The organism is Atopobiaceae bacterium (genome assembly GCA_022483015.1).
Lineage (GTDB): Bacteria > Actinomycetota > Coriobacteriia > Coriobacteriales > Atopobiaceae > JALCUE01.
Genome location: JAKVOB010000001.1, coordinates 203,744 through 218,924 on the forward strand (window position 1 = coordinate 203,744; position 15,181 = coordinate 218,924).

A 15,181-nucleotide genomic window follows, 5' to 3' on the forward strand; every position below is an offset into this window, starting at 1 on the left:
TTTGGCGTGGATAGTGCAGGGGCTCGAGAGATAGAAGGACGGCGCACCCTGGTTTGGATGCTGGGATGCTTCTTCTGTTATGCGCGCGAGGTGAAACCCTGAGGCGCCGCACTCGTTGGCTGAACGGACCGATGGAACCGGTGGGTCCCTCAACAAAAAAGAAATGACCTCATCATGGCATCTGATGGATTGCTAGTCAGGCTTAGAAGATAGTCGAAGCTGACCCAGACACCCGTCAACTTAAGCCGGGTAGGTATCAGCTTCATTGCTAATTATACCCACGCCGTATAGCCGAACGACCCGATGAAGCCAGTGGGTTGTTAAACAGAGAAAGGCCGCCCTCTCGGATGGCCCTCTGGTTGCTGCAATGTGAACGAACTAGAACTCTAAGAACGACACTGACACATTTCCGCCATCGTCTTCCCAGTCGGCCAAGCGCATGTCGTCCATGAACTTATCTGGAACGTCGTTCGGATCGTTCCTCCAGATAGGCTCGAACTCATCGGCGTCATCCTTGTCTATGAGCCAACCTGAAGTCTCCTCACAATGGATCCCTCCGACGATGCCATCATGGTTCTCGCCGCAGTCTAGGAAGTAGACCTTCCCGAGCTTCGAGGCTGAGCCCTGCACGATCTCGAAGAACCTCATGAACTCGGCATCGTCCGAGTCGCTCTTGAATCTAATCCCCAGAGCGTCCGATAGCTCCTCTGTAGTGCGCATTGTTTGCCCCTCCCCTCATGACTTGAATGACCCGATGAAACCGGTGGGTTGTTTAATCTGAAAACCACAACGAGGTGGCACGACAAGAGACGCGGCGACCAGTTAGCATCCAGAGGCAGCACTGGCTTGGCTGCCAAGGTACGCCGTCATCTTACATTGCTGCTGGCACCAAGCTCCTGAGGTGATACGAATTCCGGTACAAATCAACCCGCGAGGAGCGTCCTGGAGGGTTCGCTCGCGTTGCATCGAGGAGCTAAGGTCTGCTTGTCTACCTATCCGCTATATGTCGTTCGATGGTGCACTGCAACAAGACATTCGGCAAGTCTGACTGTGTTCAAAATGAAGACCGTCATGAATTAGGCGGCCGTCTCAAGCAAAATGCTCCTAGCATCCGCGCCGCGGAAGACGGCTCATCATCTCCAGGATAGAATCGCGTTATTGATGTAGAAGAACGCCGCGAGTAGTGCAGCAGCGATCAGGACCACGAGGAGGACCTTCTTCTTCACTGCCATCACCGCCACTCGTACTCTATCGTGTACTGATTGCCAAAGGCAGAGACAAACATGTTGGTAATATTCGTCTCCGCATTTGTACGAGCCTCGTCGATAAACCTCCGACAAGGTCGAACGACAGAGAACATATTAGTGAGGTCAACTGCCAGTTCCGCCGCATCTCTCTCCTCTCCGGATTGCACCCACAGCAGAGGGGCACCCGTGCGGGCGCCCCGTGTTCCCTGGATATGAGAAGGGCCACCACCTCGGGTGGCCCTCGATCGTGCCTGTTCTTGCTCCGGTCTAGACGAACGGGAGCGCGCTCTTGGTCTCCTGAAGAAACCTCAACGCCTTCTTCATCGCTCCGTTCTCCTGCATGAACTCGACACCTGAGAGTGTGACCGTCGGCTCCACGAGCCTGACGATGACGTCTCCGCCCCATGTCTTCGTAACGACCACGCCGTCGATGTAGCCGGCATCGACGAGCTGCCTCATGACCTGCGCCCAGTAGACGTACGGGATCTCGAACATACCTCCAGAGCAGGACACGACCTTGTGGTCAACCGGCTCCCCGCTCTTCAGGCAGGAATACAGATAGGCGAGAATCTTGTACATGATGACCTGCATGTCATCCTGTGCCATCGGCTCCTCCTAGTAGATTGCCCCGACGACGAAATCGGAGCTCACGAGCCCCGCGTCGTCGAACTCATTCTTGAGCGCCTTGAGACAGTATGGAGTTGGGTCGGTGAATGGATCGTCGCACAATCCAAGCCCATCTATCGCTCTTCTGGCGCGCTCAATGACACTTGATGGGACGCAATCAAAGAGGACCCATCCACAATCGTCGGTGATGACGTCCGGTACTTGTGGTGTGTCGCGCCATGGGTCACCGAGCCACAATGGGGTCTTCCCGTCATACAGCTCAGGGTATGGGTGCTCGGCGTCAACCCGATATGTCTTGTCCCCGTCGACGACATCGAAAATAATCATCATCACACCTCCAAGAGCTTGTTTAGCACGAACTTGAGAAGCTCGGGGTCATGCAAGAATGCCCATGCAGAATGACCTGCTGAAATCGGCCGATCGTTCAATTACAGCGGCAGCTGTATTGCCGAGGTCAGGATGGCTATAAGACACGAACTGAGCGACAGCCAAGGGTCAACAGTAGACCGGGCCATCGCTCGAGCATATTATACCCACGCCGTCGGTCTAGTGCTGAATGACCTGCTGGAGGTCAAACGGCCATTAAACCTGTACCGGTCACTCGAAGTCGATGACATCCTTCTGGTCTACCGATGGGATGCCTTCGACCTTGTACTCGCAAGGATCTCCTGAGAAGAGGATTCCTGAGGGCTTGTCGTGGTCATGCGAATAGTGGCCACAGCTCCCCTTGCAGTAGTACGGCTCGCCATCAAACTTGTTAGAACCCTTTAGTGCAAGCTTGCATGATTTGCACACGACGTTATCTGGGTCAGGGGAGATGCCATTGAACATCTCGTTCTCATCAAACATACCGGCACCTGCCCCACGCTGGACGACCCTCTCGAAGCGGCTATTCAATCAGCTTAAGACGGAGCCGTTTCCCGATTCGATGGTCTGGGCGTACTCCGTCTTCTATGAAAGACCTCCATCCCTATACAGAGCAAGAGGACTTCCAACAATTTGATTATACCCTCGCCTCTGACACTAACTGACCTATTGGGGTCGACCGCCTAATGAGAAACGGCGCGCCCTGGCTTGGCTGCCAAGATGCGCCGTTGTCTTGCTGGTCCCTTGTGCTTCTCCGCCCTCTCTTCCATGGAAGAATTCATGGAAGAATAATCCCGAGAGGAGCGTCCTGGAGCGTTCGTTAGTGTTGCGTTGGCCCTTCTCCGATTCGCTATTCTACCTGCAATAACGTTGCCTTCTGGCGCATAGTGTGATGGGGTGTTCTGGGGCCCGAACTACTCCCACTCGATCGTCGCGGGCGGCTTCGACGTGATGTCGTAAGCCACACGGTTCACACCCGGTACCTCATCCACGATGCGGCGGCTCATGTCAGCCAGCACCTCGTAGGGGATCTTGGCCCAGTCCGCCGTCATGGCATCGCTCGACTCCACGGCCCTCACGATGATCGGGCGCGCATACGTACGCTCGTCACCCATCACGCCCACGCTCTTGATGTCAGGCAGCACGGCGAAGTACTGCCAGCAGCTGTGCTCGGAGTTGCGCTCACCCGTCTCCTCGAAGAGGCGCGCGTTGTAGGCATCGAGCTCCTCGCGCACGATGGCATCGGCGTTCTTCAGGATGTCGAGCTTCTCGGGCGTCACCTCACCGATGATGCGGATGGCAAGGCCCGGTCCCGGGAAGGGCTGGCGATACACGATGTGTGCCGGCAGACCCAGCTTGAGCCCCAGCTCGCGCACCTCGTCCTTGAAGAAGTGGTCGAGCGGCTCGATGAGGTCGAAGTTGACTCCCGGCGGGAACGGGATGAGGTTGTGGTGGCTCTTGATGGTGCTGGCCTTGCCGCCGGTCTTGCGCGCGCCGCTCTCGATGATGTCAGGATAGATGGTGCCCTGCGCCAGGTACTCCACGCCATCGAGCTTCTGGGCCTCCTCGAAGAAGACCTTCCAGAACTCGGTGCCGATGAGCCGGCGCTTCTGCTCGGGGTCGGTCACGCCAGCAAGCAGCTTGGCATAGCGCTCCTCGGCGTGCACGTGCACGAAGTCCACGTCGAACTGCTTGGTGAAGACCTCCTCCACCTGCTCCGGCTCGTTCTTCCTGAGCATCCCGTGGTTCACGAACACGCAGGTGACCTGACGGCCGATGGCCTTGGAGCACAGCGCCGCCACGACGCTCGAGTCGACCCCGCCCGAGAGCGCGAGGATGACCTTCTTGTCGCCCACCTCGTCACGGATGGCAGCGACCTTCTGCTCGACGATGTTGTCCATGGTCCAGCTGGGCTCCAGATGGCAGATCTCGAAGAGGAAGTTCTTGAGGATGCGCGTGCCGTAGGCGGTATGACGCACCTCGGGGTGGAACTGGGTCGCGAAGAGGCGCTTGCGCGGACACTCCATCGCAGCCACCGGGCAGGTCTCGGTCCTGGCCGTGACCATGAAGCCCTCAGGTGCCTCGGCCACGGAGTCGCGATGGCTCATCCACACGGTCTGGGCCTCGAGCGGGGTGCCGTCGAGAAGGACGGACGAGCCCAGGCGCGTGAGCGATGCCGGGCCATACTCGCCCTTGTCGGTGTGCGCGACGCTGCCGCCGAGCTTGGTCGCCATGATCTGCTCGCCATAGCAGAAGCCGAGCACGGGGATGCCCATGTCGAAGATGGCCGCATCCATGTCAGGGGCGTCGTCGGCATAGACGCTTGCAGGCCCACCCGAGAGGATGATGGCCGCGGGGGCCTTCTGGGCGAGCTCGGCGGCCGTGACGTCGCAGGGGACGACCTCCGAGTACACGTGAAGGTCGCGCACGCGGCGCGCGATGAGCTGGCCGTACTGGGCGCCGAAGTCGAGCACTGCCACGTATTGCCGGGGCGAGAGGTTCTGCATGTGTCTGTGTCCTCCAGATCGTGAGACCGCATGCCATGACAGGGCAGCGGTCATCCCACAGGGTTACATGGGACATTCTATGCCAAGCGCCCGAACCCCGTAGGCAAAGCCCCGTAACACCCATCCCTGAAAGGAGCCAGCATTTCCTATGGACTTCCCCCGTGGAAGGCGCGCCGGCAGTACCATAGGCACGTTCATTGGAATGAATGCCACCTTTTGCTGCATGTACCTTGTCCTCATGGGCACCGGTGCATGGAGGCATGACCGAGGGAGTCCCTTGAGCATCGGCCCAAAGAAGAAGAACCCCGAGAGCAAGGCCCCTGTCAGCGATGGCACCACGCGCCATCGCTCTTCTCGTGAGCAGGCACGACAGGTATCCAGCGCGTCGGCCCTCTCCCGAGATGCGTCGACGGACCATTACTCCGACGAGCGCAAGCACCGCTCGCACAAGAAGGCACTCAAGATAACCCTCATCACCGTCGCGTGCGTGCTCGTCTGTGCGGTCGGTGGCGCCTGGGCTTACCTCAATAACATATCCTCCCAACTCAACAGCGGCGTCGATGACTCCTTGCGCGGGCAGCTGACCGAGACGACGGGATCGGATCCCTTCTATATCCTCCTCCTCGGGGTCGACAAGAGCCAGGACCGTGCCGAGGGCGACGAGTATGGTCCCTCGGACAGCGCCTATCGCTCCGACTCCATGATGCTCGTACGGGTCGACCCGCAGAACAAGCAGGTCACCCTCGTCTCGCTCCACCGTGACACCCTCATCGACTTCGGCAGCGACGGTGGCAAGCAGAAGCTCAACGCCGCCTACTCGATCGGCGGCCCCTCCTATTGCGTCCAGACCGTCTCCAAGTTCGCAGGCGTGCCCATATCCCACTATGCCGAGCTCGACTTCGACAGCTTCTGTGCCATCGTCGACCAGATCGGCGGCATCGAGGTCGACGTACCTGTCGACGTCTACGACCCCGAGTACACCGGCGCCGACATCAAGGCAGGCGTCCAGACCGTGAACGGCGACCAGGCCCTGCAGCTCTGCCGCGCGCGTCATGCCTATGACAACTATGGCGACGGGGACCTCTACCGCGCAGCCAACCAGCGTATGGTCATCGCCGCCATCGTGAAGAAGGTCCTCACCCTCGACACCGCCAGCATGGCAAGCACCGTCTCGACCATGGCAGGCTCCGTCACCACCGACATGAGCGTCACTGACATCCTCTCGCTCGCCAACGAGATGCGCGGCCTTGACGTCGACAACAACGTCTACTCCGGCATGGAGCCGACCAACTCCGAGTACGTCAACAACACCTGGTACGAGATCTGCGACACGACCGCCTGGCAGAAGATGATGACCCGCGTCGACGAGGGCCTCTCCCCCTATGAGGACTCGTCCGACGACCCCACGCAGGGCGTCGCCGGCGGAACCGACAACACCAAGAACGAGGGTGCCACCACGAGCTCAGACACCTCGAGCTCGACGGACTCCTCGACGACGAGCTCCACCACGGGAACCTCCTCGGACATTGACGTCCTCAACGCCGCCGGCGTACAAGGCATCGCCGCCAAGGCGGTCACGACGCTCGAGGCCGAAGGACTCACGGCGACCGCATCGAACGCAAGCTCGCACTCTGCCACGTCAAAGGTCATGTACGCAAGCGACGAGTACAAGGACGAGGCCGAGAAGGTCGCATCCGCCCTCGGCGGCCTCACCGTCGAGGCGAGCGACGGCAGCTACAGCTCGAGCGCTGGCGTCATCGTGATACTCGGCGCAGACCAGTCCTGACACAGGTCAGGGCCGTCACATAGACAGATGAGAGGGCCCGGCATCGTATGATGCCGGGCCCTCCTGCATTACCTGGAACCTGTTGCCAGCCGATGGCTAGACGTTGAAGCGGAAGTGCATGACGTCGCCGTCCTCGACGACGTAGTCCTTGCCCTCCATCCGGAGGCGTCCCGCATCGCGGCACCCCGCCTCTCCGCCCAGCGCGACATAGTCCTCGTAGCTGGCGACCTCTGCCTTGATGAAGCCACGCTCGAAGTCCGAGTGGATGACGCCAGCAGCCTCGGGCGCCTTCGCGCCGATGCGGACCGTCCAGGCCTTGACCTCGAGCTCACCCGCCGTGAAGTAGCTCTGGAGCCCCAGCGTGCGATAGGCGGTCTTCGCGAGGGTCTCGAGGCCGCTGTGCTCGAGGCCGAGGGAGTCGAGGTACTCCCGCGCGTCCTCCTCGGAGAGGTCGGCGAGCTCGGCCTCCACCTCGGCACAGATGGGGATGGGAGCCGTGTCCTCGAGGGGCGCGAGGTCCGCCGAGAGGGAGTCCTCGTCGACGTTCGCCACGTAGATGATGGGCTTCATCGTAAGGAGGAACAGGTCATGTGCAGCGGCACGCTCCTCCTTGGTCATCTCCATGGTCGCGGCACGGTTGCCCTCGTCGAGCCAGGATGAGAGGCGCTTGGCGACCTCGTAGCGAGGGGCGTTCTCCTTGTCCCGCTTGGCCTCCTTCTCGAGCTTCGGCAAGGACTTCTCGAGGGTCGCCATGTCCGCGAGGATGAGCTCCGTCTTGATGGTGTCGGCATCGGAGGCAGGGTCGACCCTACCTTCCACGTGCACTACGTCGGGATCAGAGAAGTAGCGCACGACCTCGCAGATGGCATCGGTCTCACGGATGTTGGCGAGGAACTGGTTGCCAAGGCCCTCGCCCGCGTTGGCGCCCTTGACGAGGCCGGCGATGTCGACGAACTCGACCGACGCAGGGACGATGCGGCTGGGGTGCACGATGTCGGCCAGCTTGGCCAGGCGTGCGTCGGGAACGTCGACGACGCCGACGTTGGGCTCGATGGTGGCGAACGGGTAGTTGGCCGCCAGACCGCCCTTCTTGGTGAGGGCGGTGAACAGGGTCGACTTGCCTACGTTGGGCAGGCCCACGATTCCGATTGACAGTGACACGTTCTCTCCTTCTTCAGGGCACGCAAGCGCGCCACGGGACTTCCTGACATGGGACGAGGCCATGCGACCGGTCTGCTACTGGTCCGACGACCCGTCATCGAGCTTCTCGAGCATGTCCAGGCCTTGGTTGAGCTTCTCCCTGCTCTTCTGCTTGAGAAGCTCTGCCTGGGCAGCACGCTCGGTCTTCTTGCGGATCTCCTCCTCGGTCGGCTCATCGGGCACGACCACGAGCTCCTGGGCATCGAACGCCTCCATGGACAGCGCATGCGCCGAGCAGGCTTCCACGCACGCACCGCACTCCGTGCAGTAGGCCGCCTCGATGCGCACATGCCCGTCCTCGGTGAGGTCGAGCGCATGGACCGGGCAGATGTCCTCGCAGGCCCCACAGAGGGTGCAGACGGACGTGTCGGCCACCGGACGCGCGGGCTTGATGTTGCAGGGCGAGCTCGGGGGCCTTCTGCAGGGCCGAGAGCATGATCTGCCGCCGTGCCGTGAGGATGCGTCGCTTCGACTGCGTGGTCCGCTCGCCGCACATGCGATCAAGGGACTGCTGGAGCGCGATGATCTGCTTGGAATGGAGGTCGAGCTTGGCCGTCACGGCCTGGAGCGCGCTCGCAGGCCGTGAGACGCCACCAACCAGCTGGGTACCTGTCTTGAGGGCAGAGTTCACGAACTCCTTGCGCTGCCAGCTCCGACGGATCTCGTGATTGAGGGCATAGTCGTCCACCTCGAGGTTCATCGGCTTGCCAGCCCAGGTCTCTGCCTGCGAGATGGCATCGGTGAGCCTCGCCTCGCCCGTGGTCGTGCGACAGCGGGTACAGATGTCGAGCGGGAGGTAGACCGAGACGTTGGGATACTCCACGAGCACCGAGAACCACACCTCGACGGGTACGTCACCGATGCACGGCAGCACGACCTCGTTCTCCTCGGGGATGCGGCCGAGCGCGCGCGTGCAGGTGACGTAGGCCTCCTCATGGGAGGTCGCCGCCGTGCAGATGCGCTGGTAGAGCTTGCGCGCCGAGGTCTTCTGGGTCGAGAAGCACTCCGAGGGACAGACCGCCGTGCACAGGCCGCACTTGCGGCAGGTATCCGCCAGCTCGATGGCGCCCTCGTCGAACTCGATGGCATCCGTGGGACAGACGTCCTTGCAGCGCGTGCAGAACGAGTCGTCCTTCATCTTGCAGCTGGCACACGGGATCGTGTTGGCGCGGGGGCGTTCCTTCCAGTCCGCGGGGTTCCAGGTGGGCTCGTCCGTCGACTCGCCGGTAAGGCTGTTCGCAAGGTTGCCGAGGGGGTTCTGGATGGCCTTCCAGTCGGTCTGTATGTCGATGAGGTCATCGAGGAAGTCGCGCTTCTGGGCCATGCCTCTGCCTCCAGCCGGGTCGTTGGGATGCGATGGGCCGCTTCTGCGATACCCACGGCATCCTATTGTACGGCAGGAGGGAGACGGTTTGCCGACGCACAAGAAAGGGGCACCCCGCCATCGCGGGATGCCCCTCCGAGTCGATGCTGACCTGACGGCCTAGTACATGCCGCCACCCTGGCCACCCTGCGAGGCGGCTGCGGAGATTGCCTCCTCGATGGTGGTGTCCTTGGGCTCGTCGGAGACGGTGGCCTCGGTGATGAGGATGAGGCTCGAGACGCTCGCGGCGTTCTGGAGCGTGGTGCGCGTGACCTTGACCGGGTCGAGGACGCCCATGTCGATCATGTCGCCATACTCGCCCGTGGCGGAGTCGAGACCCTGGCCCGCAGGCAGGCTCTTGATCTTCTCGACCACGACGGAGCCCTCGAAGCCGGCATTGTCAGCGATGGTCTTCACCGGTGCGGTGAGGGCCCTGGCGATGATGTCGACACCGATCTTCTCGTCGGCATCCTTGCACTCGACCTTGTCGAGTGCGTCGGCTGCCTCGAGGAATGCGACGCCGCCGCCGGCGACGATGCCCTCCTCCACAGCCGCACGCGTGGCCTGGAGCGCGTCCTCGATGCGGTGCTTGATCTCCTTGAGCTCGACCTCGGTGGCAGCTCCCACCTTGATGATGGCGACGCCGCCGGAGAGCTTGGCGAGGCGCTCCTTGAGCTTCTCGGAGTCGAAGTCGGAGTCGGTGTGCTCGATCTCGCCCTTGATCTGGGAGATGCGGTCGTCGATGGCCTCCTTGGAGCCGGCACCGTCGACGATGGTGGTGTTGTCCTTGGTGATCTTGACGGACTTGGCACGGCCGAGCATCTCGGCGGTGGTGTCCTTGAGCTCGATGCCGAGCTCCTTCATGGCAACCTGGCCACCGGTGAGGACGGCGATGTCCTCGAGCATGCGCTTACGACGGTCGCCGTAGCCAGGGGCCTTGACGGCGCAGATCTGCAGCGTGCCACGGAGCTTGTTCAGGATCAGCGTGGCCAGGGCCTCGCCGTCGACGTCCTCGGCGATGATGATCAGCGGTGCTCCGGACTTCTGCACGGCCTCGAGCACGGGCAGGATGTCCTGGATGTTGGAGACCTTCTGGTCGGTCATGAGGATGTAGGGGTCCTTGAACTCGGCCGTCATGGCCTCGTTGTCGGTCGCGAAGTACGGGGAGATGTAGCCCTTGTCGAACTGCATGCCCTCGACGGTGTCGATGTCCATGCCGAAGGTCTGGGACTCCTCGACGGTGATGACGCCGTCCTTGCCCACGACGTCCATGGCGTCAGAGATCTTGTTGCCGATCTCGGGGTCACCGGCGGAGATGGTGCCGACGGCAGCGATCTGCTCCTTGGTGGAGACGTCCTTGGCGGCACCCTTCATGGAGTCGACGCAGGCGTTGACGGCCTTGTCGATGCCGCGACGGATGGCCAGCGGGTTGGCGCCGGCAGCGACGTTGCGGAGGCCCTCGTTGACGATGACCTGCGCGAGCAGCGTGGCGGTGGTGGTGCCGTCACCCACGGTGTCGTTGGTCTTGGTGGCGACCTCCTTCACGAGCTGGGCGCCCATGTTCTCGACGGGGTCCTTGAGCTCGATCTCCTTGGCGACCGAGACACCGTCGTTGGTGATCGTGGGGGCACCGTAGGAGCGCTCGAGGGCGACGTAGCGGCCCTTGGGGCCCATGGTGGTGGTGACGGCGTCGGCAAGGGTGTTGACACCCTTGGCGAGCTTGGCACGTGCGTCCGTGCCGAACTTGATGTTCTTAGCCATATGTTCTTATCCTCCAGTGGAAGCCCGCATTGCGGGTGGTGAGCATTGGGTGAAGCGTGCGAGAGGAGCCTGGCGAGAAGCTAGGCCTCGATGATGGCGTAGATGTCATCGGCACGGAGGAGCAGGAAGTCCTCGCCGTCGATCTTGACCTCGTTGCCGCCGAACTTGCCGTAGAAGACCTTGTCGCCGGCCTTCACGTCAGGGACGATGCGCTCGCCCTTGTCGTTCGTCTTTCCTGCGCCCACGGCGATGACCTCGCCCTTCTGGGGCTTCTCCTGAGCACCGCTCGAGATGTAGAGACCCGTGGAGGTCTTCTCCTCCTTGGGAGCCGGCTTCACGAGCACGCGATCGCCCAGTGGCTTCAAATTCATATCTATGAACCTCCTCCTTGCGCCTCCCGGCGCAACCCTCGGCGAGAGATCTGGCACTCCCGCCCTTCGAGTGCTAACGCAAAGGATACTACCCACCTGGCCCACCCTATACAACGGGAAGGCAAAAAATCTTCTGAGTTTGCACTTAGATTTTGTGGTGGTCGGGAGAACAGGCATGACGGTCCCAATGATCCATCCATCGGGACCGTCATGCCTCCTAGGCGTTGCGCCTGCGCAGTGCGAGGGCAAGACCTGCCAGGACACAGCCGACAAGGGCCATGGGCAGCACCGACATCGAGTCGTCCGCCGTACGTGGGACGGCTTGGGCAGTGGTCATGCTGACCTGCGTCGTGCCGTCTTCCGCCGTGGGTGTCTCGGGACTCGTAGGGGTCTCGGGTGACGTGGGTGTCTCGGGACTCGTGGGCTCAGGCTCGATTCTCGTAGCCCTAAGTACCAACACATCGTCATCGAGGGCCGTGGAACCCATCACGTAGAGCCAACCCCCCGAGGTGGCGGCGCTGGCATAGAAGAGCGGTGCCCGCCACGCGCGCTTGCCGAAGTCCGAGAAGGTCTTACCGCCATCGGACGAGAGGTACGTGTCGGCGTCGACGAAGGTGGTCTCGGTGTCATCGGTATAGGCGAGCACGCCGCTGATGACAGGTCCCGTGCTGGTCATGGCGATGCCATAGGTACCATGGATGGTCTTGGTGCGGTCACTCGTCGAGGACTTCGTAACACGGGGCAAGGCGGAGCTGATGTCCTCCGTCGACCAGGCATCCCCTGACCTGGTGACCTTCTGCATGCCAGCAATCGTCATGACCGAGCTAGACGAGATGCTTCGGCCCTGGCAGACATAGATGGAAGTGTCGTCTGCCGCGACCCTGGGGCAGACACAACCGCTCGCAAGGCTTCCCACCGATGTGACCGTACCATCGGAGACATCCAGCGTCGCGACGTTGTCCTTGTCGAGGGCAAGCAGCGACGTGAACCCCAGGGGGGACGTCCCTATGCCGCTCGCCCCACCCACGAGCACGAGCTGGCCACCCATATCGGCGATCGAGGAGGCCAGGGGTACCTGGGAGGCATCGAGGACCTGCCAGGCATCGGCAGCGGGATCGTAGGAGTAGAGCACCGATCGGGCCGTCTTTGCGGTCCAGTCGAGGACGGTGCCGCATGCGACGATGTGACCGTCATGCACCGTCGCAGAGAGCGTGTTGACCTGCTCGGGCAGCGCCGCACACGTCGTCCAGCTCTCATCGCTGGGGTCATAGCGCCACATCTCGCGATAGGACCCCATCTCATAGCTCTGGTCGTGATCGCTCTGGTAATAGGCCTCGTACTGGTCCTGGGGAAGCACATAGAGGCAATCGTCGAGGCCCACCATGAGGTTGTCCATGCTGTTCTGCGAGAGCTCCGCCGGCATCTCGATGTCCTTCTCGAAGAGGGCCTTGTTGCTGGCCGAGGGGACCTCCAGCAGGTAGCTCTCGGTACAGCTGCCAGCACTCGTCGTCACCGTGATGGGCAGGACACCGGCCATGGTACCCTCGGGCACCTCTGCCACGATCTCATCGTCCGTCCATGAGATGACGGTCGCACTCGTACCTGCGACGCTCACGGTACCGGAACTCCCGAAGTCGCTGCCGCTGACCCTGACCTGGAGAGGGTCGGAGCCATCCACGAGCTCGGCCGAGTCGATGACCGGCAGCACCTTGGCTGAGGAGGTGGAGAGGTCGATCTGGCCGCCAGAGGTGCATGTGGTGAGGAAGCGACCATCATATTGGTTGATGTGCGACTTCAGCCAGGACACGCGATCGCGTGCGAGTTGGCCACGCATGCTGGAAGGTGCCTGCGAGGTCAGGCCTTGGTCGAGGGCGGCGACGGCCGCCGCACCCGCGACCATGGGCGCGGCCATGGAGGTCCCCGACATGTAGCGATAGGGGGCCACTGTCGTACCAGCAGCGAAACAGTCCAGATAGGCCTCCGAGACCGCAGGCGCGAAGGAGAGCCTGAAGGTGGCGCATCCGTCCGCATCGAGGGCGATATGACTGCCTGCGGTCCCCACCGACGCGAGGTCGAAGGAGCTGCCCCTCCAGACCCGATCGGCCAAGTAGTCGTCCGTCCATGAGGAGGCCGAGAAATATGTCACCCATTCGAAAGACCCATCGGACCGTATGGTGGCCAGCTCAAGGGTCTTGGCAGTAGTAGTTACTTGAGATGCCGCATCGCAGACCGCCAACGTCTTGAAGTTGGCCATGGTGGCGGAGCCAAGGGGCACCTTGAGGTAGCACCCGTTCTGCTGGTATCCATACGCCGTTCCGAGATCTGCCAGGTCGTCCGTACCCAGCTTGAGGGAGGACCCACCCTCGTAGTAGTACGTCGAGCTCGTGGTCCCGACCTGGTCTGCCGCAACAAGGGTGGCCTCGTCGAAGGTCTTATAGACCTTCACGGAGCCGTTGGCAGTGTCGAAGTTGTCGTACACCGTGGGGTTGCCGTCGGTCTCGGCCAGATAGGAGGCCCGCTCCGGCTCGGAGGTCCCCTCGAGGATCGCCGTCGAGAGGATCTGGGCACCCGGCGCCATCACGTCGGTGGTCGACTGGCCGAAGTTGTAGGCAACCTCGCCGTTCTTGCCCGTGGCACCCACCACGACGGCGTAGGGATTGTCCTTCAGGGCCGAGGCCAGGCGGGGGTTGTAATCGGTGTCGTCCTCCTCGTTGCCCGCCGAGAAGATGCTGACCACGCCCTTCTCGCCCAGCTGCGTCACGATGAGGGAGGTCATCCTGGTGATCTGGCGATCGCCCCAGGAGTTGTTGACGGCCACCAGGTTGAGACCGTTGTCGACGCACTTCGAGAGGTAGGCATAGCCACGGGCCATGCTTGCGGTGGTGAGGGCCCCGTCAGCGTTGTACACCTTGACGGCGGTGAGCTTCACGCCGTTGGCCACACCGCTCGTGCCGAAGTCGTTCCACTCGGAGGCGATGACGCCGGCGCAGTGGGTGCCATGGCCTAGGGTGTCCATGACGTCCGTCGCGTCACCGACGCCACTGACGTTCATGCCATAGTCGCCGCCGTCGAGGTTGTAGGAACGCATGTTGTCGATCACGACGTCATCGAGGTCGGGGTTGGTGTAGTCGATGCCTGAGTCCATGACCGCCACGACACCGGCAGCGTTCTCGTCGCCATCCGGCCAGTTGGGCGAGTTGATGTCGAAGCCGAGATACGACTTGCCGTCATTCAAGGTCGAGCCGTCGTTGTCGAGGCCCCACTGGTAGGACGTGAGGTCGGGCACGCTCGTGGCCTGTACTGTCGCGGTGTCAGAGCTGGTCGAGGAGGCCGACGAGACAGCATCCTGGGCGGCGAGCTCAGCAGCGGCATCGACGGACGTGGTGTCGACCTCGTCTGCGGTGTCCTCCCCTGCCTGCTCGACATAGTTGGGTTCCACCATGAGGACGCGCGAGTCATCCCAGAGGGCGTCGAGCATCTGCTCGCAGGTCATGTCCGGGTTGGTGATGAGGATGACGGAGATGGTGTCATCGGTCGACTGGGCGGATACGGCCTCGTCGGTCGCCGTGGCATAGGACGATGCCGTGGTGTCGAGGAGGGTCTCGGTATCGGAGGAGTCGCCCTCCGTCGCGAACCAGTCCGTCGTGGAAGCCGCGTCGCCATAGACGGCAGCTACGACCTCGCCTTCCACATAGTCGCCTGTGGCAAGGAGATCGGAGATCTGGGTGGCCTTGTCGGACTCGGAGTCGGACGTCGAGGCTGCTGCCGTATCCGACGCATCGCTCGTGGTACTCGAGACGTCGGTGGTGACGGTGGAATCCTCGGCAGGCTCAGAGGATGCCACGGCAGGCATCGGCACCCCGGAAAGCACCAGGACCAACGAGAGGAACGCCGCGAACACGAGGCGCATCCTGGACAGGGACGTCATTCTCGGATGGTTCTGGGTCATGGTG

12 protein-coding genes are annotated in these 15,181 nt (G+C 62.1%); 1 reads left to right on the forward strand and 11 read right to left on the reverse strand.

Annotation, left to right across the window (positions count from 1 at the left end):
• Window positions 1-378 precede the first annotated feature (378 nt).
• From LKE50_00910 to guaA, 5 genes are all read right to left on the reverse strand, one after another.
• A complete protein-coding gene (locus tag LKE50_00910) occupies window positions 379-720 on the reverse strand; it encodes a hypothetical protein (protein MCH3967203.1) in 342 nt (113 codons plus the stop codon).
• A gap of 794 nt (window positions 721-1,514) precedes the next feature.
• Window positions 1,515-1,853, reverse strand: coding sequence for a YjcQ family protein (locus tag LKE50_00915; GenBank protein MCH3967204.1), 339 nt, complete (start codon window positions 1,851-1,853; stop codon window positions 1,515-1,517).
• A gap of 9 nt (window positions 1,854-1,862) precedes the next feature.
• Window positions 1,863-2,204: a hypothetical protein gene (locus LKE50_00920; protein MCH3967205.1), complete on the reverse strand. Its 342-nt coding sequence runs from the start codon at window positions 2,202-2,204 to the stop codon at window positions 1,863-1,865.
• A 267-nt stretch (window positions 2,205-2,471) separates the two neighbouring features.
• The gene (locus tag LKE50_00925; protein ID MCH3967206.1) at window positions 2,472-2,723 is read right to left on the reverse strand and encodes a hypothetical protein; all 252 of its coding nucleotides are present in this window, start codon (window positions 2,721-2,723) and stop codon (window positions 2,472-2,474) included.
• A gap of 431 nt (window positions 2,724-3,154) precedes the next feature.
• Window positions 3,155-4,747: a glutamine-hydrolyzing GMP synthase gene (gene guaA / locus LKE50_00930; protein MCH3967207.1), complete on the reverse strand. Its 1,593-nt coding sequence runs from the start codon at window positions 4,745-4,747 to the stop codon at window positions 3,155-3,157.
• Window positions 4,748-5,024: 277 nt separating this feature from the next.
• On the opposite strand from guaA, the gene LKE50_00935 reads away from it, so the two are divergent.
• Window positions 5,025-6,533 (forward strand): LCP family protein, encoded by a 1,509-nt coding sequence (locus LKE50_00935; protein ID MCH3967208.1) that lies wholly within the window; start codon window positions 5,025-5,027, stop codon window positions 6,531-6,533.
• Between the two features lie 96 nt (window positions 6,534-6,629).
• Here LKE50_00935 and ychF read toward each other — a convergent pair whose 3' ends face one another.
• The 6 genes from ychF to LKE50_00965 form a co-directional block, all read right to left on the reverse strand.
• Window positions 6,630-7,694 (reverse strand): redox-regulated ATPase YchF, encoded by a 1,065-nt coding sequence (gene ychF, locus LKE50_00940; protein MCH3967209.1) that lies wholly within the window; start codon window positions 7,692-7,694, stop codon window positions 6,630-6,632.
• Between the two features lie 75 nt (window positions 7,695-7,769).
• Window positions 7,770-7,916 (reverse strand): hypothetical protein, encoded by a 147-nt coding sequence (locus LKE50_00945; protein ID MCH3967210.1) that lies wholly within the window; start codon window positions 7,914-7,916, stop codon window positions 7,770-7,772.
• The gene (locus LKE50_00950) at window positions 7,906-9,057 is read right to left on the reverse strand and encodes a 4Fe-4S ferredoxin (protein MCH3967211.1); all 1,152 of its coding nucleotides are present in this window, start codon (window positions 9,055-9,057) and stop codon (window positions 7,906-7,908) included. Before LKE50_00950 ends, LKE50_00945 begins: the two co-directional genes overlap by 11 nt.
• Window positions 9,058-9,216: 159 nt before the next feature.
• A complete protein-coding gene (gene groL, locus LKE50_00955; GenBank protein ID MCH3967212.1) occupies window positions 9,217-10,857 on the reverse strand; it encodes a chaperonin GroEL in 1,641 nt (546 codons plus the stop codon).
• A gap of 80 nt (window positions 10,858-10,937) precedes the next feature.
• A complete protein-coding gene (locus LKE50_00960; GenBank protein MCH3967213.1) occupies window positions 10,938-11,228 on the reverse strand; it encodes a co-chaperone GroES in 291 nt (96 codons plus the stop codon).
• Between the two features lie 217 nt (window positions 11,229-11,445).
• Window positions 11,446-15,177: a S8 family serine peptidase gene (locus tag LKE50_00965; protein ID MCH3967214.1), complete on the reverse strand. Its 3,732-nt coding sequence runs from the start codon at window positions 15,175-15,177 to the stop codon at window positions 11,446-11,448.
• Window positions 15,178-15,181: the final 4 nt, after the last annotated feature.